This is a genomic window from Novosphingobium sp. AP12 (genome assembly GCF_000281975.1).
Taxonomy (GTDB): domain Bacteria; phylum Pseudomonadota; class Alphaproteobacteria; order Sphingomonadales; family Sphingomonadaceae; genus Novosphingobium.
In genome coordinates, this window is the sequence record NZ_AKKE01000165.1 from 1 (window position 1) to 7,344 (window position 7,344).

The following is a 7,344-nucleotide window of genomic DNA, read 5'->3' on the forward strand; positions in this document are numbered from 1 at the left end:
AAGGCGCCCCCCTACTCGATTGCCCGTCGCGCGCAGCGGGATCGCGCATCCTCCCGGCGTTAAATCGGAGTGCCGCTTGTCTGCCTCGCCGCCTCGGATAGCTTCCGGCCCGAGGGAGACGGTGATGGCATGGGATGCGCAGGCGCGCGATCGGCAGGTTCTGGGCGCGCGGGAGCGGCTCAGTTTCGTCGGCGAGGAGCAACTCGACGAGCGTCACCGCGATGCGATGGAACAGCTTCGCCTGCTTTACGGCTACCCCGAGGGCATGCCCTTTGCGCCGTTCTTCGCGAACCTCGCGCACAGCCCTGAATTCTTCGCCGGCTACATGGCGCTGGGCGTCACCGCCTCGACCCGCTCGGCGCTGCCCGACCGGGTGCGCGAACTGGCGATCCTGCGCACCAGCTGGCTATGCGGCGCGCCCTATGCCTGGGGCGAGCATGTCCACGCCACGCGCGAACGGCTGTTCCAGGCCGACGAGATCGAGTGGATCGTCGAGGGTTCGGGGGCGGAGGGATGGGCCGATCTCGACCGCGCCGTGCTGCGCGCGGTGGAGGACCTCCACGGCGACGCGATGATCGCCGACGCGACCTGGGACGCGCTCGCCCCTCATCTCGACGAGCGGCAGCTGCTGGAACTGCCGATCGTGATCGGGCACTACGTGATGACCGCCTATGTCCAGAACAGCCTGCGCACCCGCCTTACCGACCACGGTCAGGGCCTCGCGGCGCGCTGAATCTCTGTCACTCGTAAACGCAGGCGTCGTAGCCCTCGCGCTTCACGGTGCCGATGCGCGCGGCGATGGTGTTGCCGTAGCGGCGGGTGAAGCCGGCGGGGTTCTTGACGCTGCGCTTCTTGGGGCTGGGCAGGGCAGCGGCCATCCGGCCTGCCTCCGCCGGCGTCAGGTGCGCTGCCGACTTGCCGAAGTAGCGCTGCGCCCCCGCCTCGACACCGTAAGTGCCGATGCCGGTCTCCGCGACGTTGAGGTAGACCTCCATGATCCGCCGCTTGTCCCACAGGTTCTCGATCAGGAAGGTGAACCAGACCTCCAGCCCCTTGCGGGCGTAGCGGGTCCAGCCGTCGCCCTGCCAGAGGAAGACGTTCTTGGCGGTCTGCTGACTGATCGTGGAGCCGCCCCGGATGCGCCCGCCCTTGGCGTTGCGCTCCATCGCCTTCTCGATTGCATCGGTGTCGAAGCCGTTGTGGGAGCAAAACTTACCGTCCTCGGCGGCGACCACGGCGGCGACCATACTGCGGTCGATGTTGCTCAGCGGCTCCCAGTCCTTGGTGATGCCGTTGCCGTCGATCAGCATCGTCACCGTCACCGGCGGCGGGACGAACCGATAGAGCACCGTGACAGCCACGCTGATTGCGACGAACCAGAGGATGAACTTGGCGATAAAGCGCATGGGTGGGAGTTGGCCTAAGGTCGAGTGAAGGATATTTGGTCCCTCTCTAGTCTAAACGGCTGCGGTTGCGCCAGCGGCTCCGTGAGCCCCGCCCTGCCGATACCTGTATTCGCAATTGCGACGTTCCGTTTGCAGTTACGACCATTCTTGTCGATAGTCGGGCCATAACAAGAATGGGAGAACTCAGGCATGGCGGCATCCTTTGCAGCGGGATGGAGGCAGGTGGCGGTCGGCTTCATGCTGCTCGCGGCCACCGGCATGGTGGCATCGACCTACTCCATCGTCGCGGTGCCGCTGGCGAAGGAGTTCCATCCAAGCCGCACCGTGCTGATGCTGGCAATGACGGTACTGTCGGGAACGAGCGCGGTGCTGGCACCTCTGCTTGGCAACCTGATGGACCGCGTACCGCTGCGCCGCCTGATGCTGGCGGGAGGCGTATGTCTCGCGCTGGGATATGCGGTGATGTCGCTGGCTACCTCGTTCATGCAGGTGCTGGTGATCTTCGGCGTGCTGATCGCGCCCGCCAATGTGCTGATCGGGCCGGTCGCGATCACGGTGCTGCTCTCGCGGTGGTTCGCGCAGAAGCGGGGGCGGGCGGTCGGCATCGCGATCGCCGGGATTTCGGCGGGCGGGTTCTTCTTCCCGCTCATCATTCAGGCGCTGCTCAACGCCAACGAGTGGCGGCAGGCGCTGCAACTGCTGAGCCTCGTGCTGCTGGCCTGGACGATCCCGGTGACCATGCTGGTGATCGACCGACCCTCCGACCGCGGCCTCAATCCCGACGGCGCCACCGAGGCTCCGCAGCTCAGCAAGGAGGAACTGGCCAAGGCGCCGATTTCCGCGCGCGAGGTGCTGAGCGATCCGACCTTCTGGATACTGGCCGTGACCGTCAGCATCGTCACTGCCGGGCTCAAGGGGACGATCACCAACCTCGCCCCGCTCGCCATCGATGCGGGAATCAAGGCCAAGGACGCCGCCGCGCTGATCTCGATCTATGCGGCCTGCGGGTTCGTCGCCAAGCTGAACTTCGCGGCGCTGTGCGACCGGCTGGGCGCGCGCACGCTGATGTATATCTCGCTGGCAGGCTTCTCGGTCGGCATGGTCTGCCTGACGCAGGCGATGAGGGGTTACTGGATGATCGCCTTCGGCATCGCGCTGGCCGGGCTGTTCGGCGGGCTGATGGTCCCGGCCGAGAGCTACCTCGCGCCCCGCGTCTTCGGGCAGCGCGCGGTGGGGCGGGCTATGGGGCTGCTTTCGGGCACGATCCTGCTCGCCATGCTGGCGACGCCGCCGATCTTCGGGCTGATCTTCGACCTATTCGGCAGCTACACCGGAGTGTTCTGGACCTTCGCGGGCCTTGCCCTGCTGGCGCTGACCTGGGTGAGGGTGATCCGCATGCATCCGCGCGGAGAGGTGGCTCCGGCATGAGAAAAGCCGGACCATCCCAAACGGATGGCCCGGCTTTCTCTTACTCAGGCTTCGAGGCGGATCAGAGCGCCGGGAGGAGCCGCTTGTCGGTGGCGATGCGGTTCATCGCCTTCTGCAGCTTTTCGAAGGCGCGAACCTCGATCTGGCGGACACGCTCGCGGCTGACCGAATAGACCTGGCTCAGTTCCTCGAGAGTCTTGGGATCCTCGGTAAGACGGCGCTCGTGGAGGATGTCGCGCTCGCGCTCATTGAGCGAACCCATCGCCTCCAGCAGCATCGAGTGGCGAACCGAGGCTTCCTCTGCGTCCGCTACGGTTTCGTCCTGCAGCGGACGGTCATCCTGGAGGATGTCCTGCCACTGGCCTTCGCCTTCTTCGCGCAGCGAGACGTTGAGCGACGCGTCGCCGCCCATCATCATTCGCCGGTTCATGTTGACCACTTCGGTCTGCGAGACGCCCAGCTTGGTCGCGATGGCGGCCACGTGGTCGGGGTGCAGGTCAGAGTCCTCGTAGGCGTCGAGGTTCTTCTTCATGCGGCGCAGATTGAAGAACAGCTTCTTCTGCGCAGCGGTGGTGCCCATCTTCACCAGGCTCCACGAACGCAGGATGTACTCCTGGATCGACGCCTTGATCCACCACATCGCATAAGTAGCCAGGCGGAAGCCGCGCTCGGGCTCGAACTTCTTGACGCCCTGCATCAGGCCGATGTTCCCTTCGGAAATCAGCTCGGAAACGGGGAGGCCATAGCCACGGTAGCCCATCGCGATCTTGGCGACGAGACGTAGGTGGCTGGTGACGAGCTGGGCTGCGGCGGTCGGATCCTCATGTTCCGAATAGCGCTTGGCGAGCATGTATTCCTGCTCGGGAGCCAGCACGGGGAACTTGCGGATTTCGGACAGGTAGCGGTTGAGGCTCTGCTCACCGCCCAAAGCCGGGACGCTCGGCAGGTTTCTATTGTTGCTCACGATTATCCGTCCTTTCTAGGTCGGCACACGGTCAAAGACCCTTGAAGGCGTCTTAGCTTGTGGCCACCTTATGATGATAGCACATAAAAGCGATTTCAGTGTCGCAGTTCGTCGATCAGTGTCCGCATGTCGTCGGGCAGTGGGCTGGCGAAATGGACGTTCTTACCTGTAACGGGATGGACGAAGCCGAGTTCCGCGGCGTGTAGCGCCTGGCGCGAGAAATCGAGTCCCGATAGAATCGCGCGAAGGGAACTGGGTGTTCTTCCATAGACAGGATCCCCTAATAGCGCATGACCGATTGACGCCATGTGAACGCGCACCTGATGCGTGCGCCCGGTCTCCAGTCGGCACTCGACCAGAGTGGCGCCCTTGAGCGCCTCGACGGTACGGAAATGGGTCACCGCGTGCTTGCCGCGGCCATCCTCGACCAGCGCCATCTTCTTGCGATCGTGCGGCGAGCGGGCGATCGCGCCGGTGACGGTCCGCGCCATGGGCATCGGCCGGCCGCCGACGACGGCAAGGTAGGCGCGCACGATCGAGTGGTCGGCGAACTGCACCGCCAGCCCCTCGTGCGCCTTGTCGGTCTTGGCGACCACCAGCAGGCCCGAGGTGTCCTTGTCAATGCGGTGGACGATGCCCGGCCGCGCGACCCCGCCGATGCCGGAAAGCTGGCCCCGGCAGTGGTGGAGCAGGGCGTTCACCAACGTCCCGTCGAGGTTGCCGGCGGCAGGATGCACGACGAGCCCGGCGGGCTTGTCGACCACGATCAGGTATTCGTCCTCGAATACGACATTGAGCGGAATGTCCTGCGCGATCGCCTCGGCGGCCACGGCCTCGGGCACTTCGATGGCGAAGGGCGTGCCGGGCTCTACCTTGAGCGAGGCCTGCGCGGCCGGCTTGCCGGCAAGGCTCACGCGGCCTTCGCCCATCAGCGCCTTGACCCGTTCGCGAGAAAGGCCGCTCGCGTCGGCCAGTGCCTTGTCGAGACGGCCGCCGGGCTCGCCCACGAGCCCTTCGATGATATTTGCGTTGACCCCCATTGCCGGTACGATTTGGGGATGGATATCGAGGTGACAAGTGGCGTGCTCGCCATACTTTTGGATGAGGCGGCGAAAGCGGCTCCGGAGGAATGCTGCGGGCTGCTTTCGGGCCCGGCGTCGGGGCAGGGCTGGCGGATCGAGGGCGCCAAACCTGCCAAGAACATCGCCGACGAGCCTCGCCTGCGCTTCGAGATCGACCCGCTTGCCCTGCTCGCCGCGCACAAGGCGGCGCGCGGCGGCGGGCCACCGGTGCTGGGCTATTACCACTCGCATCCTACGGGCCATCCGGTGCCATCGGCGACCGATTGCGAACATTCCACCGGGGATTCGCGCATCTGGGCGATCATCGCGGGAAGCGAGGTTGCATTCTGGCGCGATAGCGGGAATGGATTTGCGCCATTGGCCTTCCGCGTCGTGGACTGACGGCGCGCGCGAGCGCAGGGCCGCCTGAAAAGAATACGGAAAGTACCTGATTCCATGACCACCACGACTTCGGTCGAACTTGCCAGCCTCCTGTGTTCGCGCCTGTGCCACGACATGCTCAGCCCGGTGGGCGCGCTGTCCAACGGCCTCGAGCTTCTCGCCGACGAGAAGGACCCGGAGATGCGGGCCCGCTGCTTCGAACTGCTTGAGCAGAGCGCGCGGATCTCGGCGGACAAGCTCAAGTTCTTCCGCCTCGCGTTCGGCGCGGCCGGCGGCTTCGGCGAGATGGTGCCGGTGGGCGAGGCCAAGGTGCTGGTCGACGCGCTCGTCGCCAACAACAAGCGCGTCACGCTGAACTGGGCGTTGCCGAGCGATTCGCTGCCCAAGCCCGCCATCAAGACGCTGCTGAACTTCGCGCTGATCGGCCTCGAAGCGCTGCCGCGCGGCGGCACGCTCGACATCGCGGCGGAATACCGCGGCGGACACAGCGAGATCGTCGTGCGCGCGGCGGGCCCGCGCATCGCCTTCGACCGCTCGGTCGGAAGCGCGCTGGAAGGGACGCTGCCCGAAGGCGAGCTGTCCAGCCGCACCGCGCCCGCCGCCATGCTCGACCAGCTCGCGAAGGCGATCGGCGGGCAGCTGCAATATGTCCTGGCAGAGGATGCGCTGGTGCTCGGCGCGGTTCTCCCCGGGGCCTGAGGGGGAGGGGAGGGCACGATGAACCGCTGGCTCGTCAACCGTAGGGTTTCCTCCCCCAACTGGAACGAGCGCAAGCTGCCGGTCACCATGGCGGTGCTCCACTACACCGGCATGAAATCCGGCGAGGAAGCCCTTGCGAGGATGTGCGATCCCGAGGCGGAAGTCTCGGCGCACTACATGATCGACGAGGACGGGACAGTCACCTCGCTGGTGCCCGAGGACAAGCGGGCCTGGCACGCCGGGCGCGCCTACTGGCGCGGGGTGACCGACGTGAACTCCGCCAGCATCGGCATCGAACTGGTGAACCCCGGCCATGAACATGGCTACCGCCCGTTCCCCGAGCCGCAGATGGACGCGCTGACGCCGCTGCTGGCCGACATCCTCGACCGCCACGACATCCCGCGCGCCAACGTCGTCGGCCATTCCGACATCGCGCCCGCCCGTAAGGACGATCCGGGCGAATACTTCGACTGGCCGCGCCTTGGGCAACTAGGCCTCGCGCTGGATGTCCCGCGCGCGAAGATGAACCTGTTCTACGACAATCCGGGCGCCTTCTATCTCGCGATGGAGCGCTTCGGCTACGACATCACCGACGGCCGCGCGGCGGTACGCGCTTTCCAGCGGCGCTGGCGGCCCGAGATCATCGACGGCGAAATCGACGGGGAGATCGGCGGAATCCTGCTCGAACTTCTGTTGGAGCGCGACATAGGGCGTGCTAGGTGACGCCCGCGCCGGGGAGCCGGGCAGCCGCGGGGTCCTTTCGGGCCGCGAGGAAAGTCCGGGCTCCACGAAACAAGGGTGGCGGGTAACGCCCGCCGGGCGAGGGGGGCTTCCAGGCCTTCCGAAGCTTAGGGAAAGTGCCACAGAGAGCAGACCGCCGCGTTCCTTCGGGAGCAGGTAAGGGTGAAAGGGTGCGGTAAGAGCGCACCGCGCTACCGGTGACGGCAAGCGGCAAGGCAAACCCCACCCGGAGCAAGACCGAATAGGGGCTGCGCGCCGGCGTCCGCGAAAGCGGGGGGATCGGCGGGTTCGTTTCGGACCCAGGCAGCCCGGGTTGGTCGCTTGAGCGATGCAGCGATGTATCGCCTAGAGGAATGGCTGCCACCTGTCGTAAGGTCCCTCGATTGGGAGACCACGCCAGGAACAGAACCCGGCTTACAGGCTCCCCGGCGCAAATCGGACCCTGAGATAGACACGCGCAAACGCCCGCTGGCGAGCGCGGGCCTTACACCGGGAAACTTGCGCGGAAAAACGTCGGGTCGGCGCCATGAGCGCCCATGCTTGAGGGCGCGGGTACTCGTAGTGGGTTATGCCTTGCGAGCGGGCGCCGGGTAGAGGCATGGTTCAGCCCGGCTTGACCTGAGTTCCATAGATCGGTGCTTCG

Annotated in this window: 8 protein-coding genes and 1 other RNA gene; 6 read left to right on the forward strand and 3 right to left on the reverse strand. The window is 65.9% G+C overall.

The window, feature by feature from the left end; all coding sequences use genetic code 11:
• Positions 1 to 124: 124 nt before the first annotated feature.
• Positions 125 to 733, forward strand: a complete 609-nt coding sequence (locus tag PMI02_RS23355; protein ID WP_007687682.1) for a carboxymuconolactone decarboxylase family protein — start codon at positions 125 to 127, stop codon at positions 731 to 733.
• Positions 734 to 740: 7 nt separating this feature from the next.
• Here PMI02_RS23355 and mtgA read toward each other — a convergent pair whose 3' ends face one another.
• Positions 741 to 1,406 carry a monofunctional biosynthetic peptidoglycan transglycosylase gene (mtgA, locus tag PMI02_RS23360; RefSeq protein ID WP_007687683.1) on the reverse strand — a complete coding sequence of 222 codons (666 nt, stop codon included), beginning with the start codon at positions 1,404 to 1,406 and terminating at the stop codon, positions 741 to 743.
• Between the two features lie 189 nt (positions 1,407 to 1,595).
• On the opposite strand from mtgA, the gene PMI02_RS23365 reads away from it, so the two are divergent.
• Positions 1,596 to 2,834: an MFS transporter gene (locus PMI02_RS23365; RefSeq protein ID WP_007687684.1), complete on the forward strand. Its 1,239-nt coding sequence runs from the start codon at positions 1,596 to 1,598 to the stop codon at positions 2,832 to 2,834.
• Between the two features lie 61 nt (positions 2,835 to 2,895).
• Here the strand turns inward: PMI02_RS23365 and rpoH are convergent, their stop codons facing one another.
• The gene (gene rpoH / locus PMI02_RS23370; RefSeq protein ID WP_007687685.1) at positions 2,896 to 3,798 is read right to left on the reverse strand and encodes an RNA polymerase sigma factor RpoH; all 903 of its coding nucleotides are present in this window, start codon (positions 3,796 to 3,798) and stop codon (positions 2,896 to 2,898) included.
• A 95-nt stretch (positions 3,799 to 3,893) separates the two neighbouring features.
• A complete protein-coding gene (locus PMI02_RS23375; RefSeq protein ID WP_007687686.1) occupies positions 3,894 to 4,838 on the reverse strand; it encodes an RluA family pseudouridine synthase in 945 nt (314 codons plus the stop codon).
• Between the two features lie 18 nt (positions 4,839 to 4,856).
• Between PMI02_RS23375 and PMI02_RS23380 the strand changes: the two genes are divergently transcribed.
• The 4 genes from PMI02_RS23380 to rnpB all read left to right on the forward strand — a co-directional run bounded on the left by PMI02_RS23380 (position 4,857) and on the right by rnpB (position 7,134).
• The gene (locus PMI02_RS23380) at positions 4,857 to 5,261 is read left to right on the forward strand and encodes a Mov34/MPN/PAD-1 family protein (RefSeq protein WP_036505227.1); all 405 of its coding nucleotides are present in this window, start codon (positions 4,857 to 4,859) and stop codon (positions 5,259 to 5,261) included.
• A gap of 54 nt (positions 5,262 to 5,315) precedes the next feature.
• Complete coding sequence (locus tag PMI02_RS23385) at positions 5,316 to 5,960, forward strand: histidine phosphotransferase family protein (protein WP_007687687.1); 645 nt, start codon at positions 5,316 to 5,318, stop codon at positions 5,958 to 5,960.
• Between the two features lie 18 nt (positions 5,961 to 5,978).
• Positions 5,979 to 6,683: an N-acetylmuramoyl-L-alanine amidase gene (locus PMI02_RS23390; RefSeq protein ID WP_007687688.1), complete on the forward strand. Its 705-nt coding sequence runs from the start codon at positions 5,979 to 5,981 to the stop codon at positions 6,681 to 6,683.
• Between the two features lie 8 nt (positions 6,684 to 6,691).
• Positions 6,692 to 7,134: RNase P RNA component class A (gene rnpB, locus PMI02_RS26105), an RNA gene on the forward strand.
• Positions 7,135 to 7,344: the final 210 nt, after the last annotated feature.